The following is a 1,769-nucleotide window of genomic DNA, read 5'->3' as shown; positions in this document are numbered from 1 at the left end:
GAAGCGAACAAAACACGGAGCACAGCAATTTTTGTTCGATTGGGAGGAGAGCTGGCGTTTTATTGTCTAAACCGACGCTATATTTTTTGGACTAAAACATAAAAAGATTGTACATCGCAAAAAGCTCCCAATTTAAGCCTAGTGACAAATTGAAGGAAATGGTGGATAATGGATTGTTAGGAAGAAAAACGGGGAAAGGATTTTATGACTACACGGGGGCGTAGGAAAACGATGAGAAAGAATAACGGCGATAAAAGAGAACTCATTCTTCAAGCAGCAAAAAAAGTATTTGCTGAAAATGGGTATCATCAATCTAGCATTACGCAAATAGCAAGTGTTGCAGGAATTGGAGACGGGACTATTTATAACTATTTTCAAAATAAAGAACATATTTTACAAACGCTCTTTCACGAAACCATTTATAATCAATTTGTTCCCGGTCTCCAACAAGCGCTAGAACCATATCAAGATGCTAGATTCATGTTACTCGAAATCGTCCGTTATCACTTTCATTTTTTCCAATCAGATCCCGAAGCCGCCCGTGTCATTCAAATTGAATCGAGACAGTCGATTCAAAGAGTACGGGAAGCAATGAGACCAGGAATACGCAGTTATGCTCGTATCATCGATGCCACGATTAATCAAGGAATGGAGCAACAACTGTTTGTTTCCGATATTCCGGTACGAGTTTCTCGTAAAATGATATTCGGAACGTTAGATGAAATTGTTACAAACTGGGTGTTATCGTCGAAAGATTATTCATTACTTACGTCAGTAGAGCCAGCCTTTAGACTGCTCTTAAATGCTTTAACAAATACGAATAAAAATCCTTTTCGTAATGAGTGATAGGAATAAATAACAAGGAAGACTTCGGAAAGTGGTCTTCCTTTCTTGCTTAGCTGAAGGAGGAAGTTCATGCAAAGGTTACAATATGAACCTGCCTGGGAAAGAACATTGTCTTCCGGTGACCGTAGGGAAATAGAAGAGATTTTTCAAGCGACAAAAGAGCAAGCAGAAGGCCGTGTTGTTTGCTTAACAATTCGAGAAGCGTGGAATCATAAGGACGAATTACTCGTGACCGTTCTCATTCATAACGGCACAGCGGAGACGCTTCAGTTTGAGAACAGGCAAGTCACTTTCCAAAAAGGAGACACCGTTCTTGCTGAAAAACATTTCACCCACCCATCCCTTGTTATTTCACCGTTTGTTAGCATGCCGTGGACATTTATTTTTTCGAGACTACATACCCCGATTGAGTTACCGATAGAAGGCGAAATTATATTGTAACTGAATTTTCAATGTCGCATCACCGTTTCACAGTGGGAAATCAGAGATTGGAAAAAGGGGAATCACCGCGCATATATCAGTCGTACGAGTCTCTCCATCATTTTATCTTTAGCAGGGATTGGCGTAAAACAGACAACTGTCACCATCGTAGCGAGCCCACAGACGTATGAGACCCATTTAGGGAAGGTGAATGAATCGGAAACGATTAGTGAAAGGAGAAATGCCCTGCAAGAACTGGTGGATGACCTTCTACAAGTCTATGATTTAGATGAGATCAATGAACTGGACGATGACACGATTACCATTGCACAAGCGACGAATGCTTTCACTGAGTTGGAAGTATTACGTAGTGAAGGGGTGAAGTGCAGATGACATAAACTTTATAAAAATATATAAAAGTCAAAAATTATTGTTGAAATACCTCCTACTTTCTTGTATAATATACAAAGTAGGAGGTTGTAAAATGAAATATTACAGTATAG

The 1,769-nt window shown here is 39.6% G+C and carries 4 protein-coding genes; all 4 read left to right on the top strand.

The annotated features are described in order from the left end of the window. The first annotated feature begins 107 nt into the window (after positions 1–107). Positions 108–224 (top strand): 3-hydroxyacyl-CoA dehydrogenase family protein, encoded by a 117-nt coding sequence (locus tag GJS40_RS14585; protein ID WP_377901969.1) that lies wholly within the window; start codon positions 108–110, stop codon positions 222–224. Between the two features lie 7 nt (positions 225–231). Then, complete coding sequence (locus GJS40_RS13390; RefSeq protein ID WP_270898359.1) at positions 232–846, top strand: TetR/AcrR family transcriptional regulator; 615 nt, start codon at positions 232–234, stop codon at positions 844–846. Positions 847–915: 69 nt separating this feature from the next. Next, on the top strand, positions 916–1,287 hold the full coding sequence (locus GJS40_RS13385; protein WP_270898358.1) for an SLAP domain-containing protein: 372 nt from the start codon (positions 916–918) through the stop codon (positions 1,285–1,287). A 186-nt stretch (positions 1,288–1,473) separates the two neighbouring features. After that, the gene (locus GJS40_RS13380) at positions 1,474–1,659 is read left to right on the top strand and encodes a hypothetical protein (RefSeq protein WP_270898357.1); all 186 of its coding nucleotides are present in this window, start codon (positions 1,474–1,476) and stop codon (positions 1,657–1,659) included. Positions 1,660–1,769 lie beyond the last annotated feature (110 nt).

Source organism: Aliibacillus thermotolerans (genome assembly GCF_027853235.1).
GTDB lineage: Bacteria > Bacillota > Bacilli > Bacillales > Marinococcaceae > Aliibacillus > Aliibacillus thermotolerans.
This window is presented reverse-complemented; position numbering and strand designations above follow the sequence as displayed.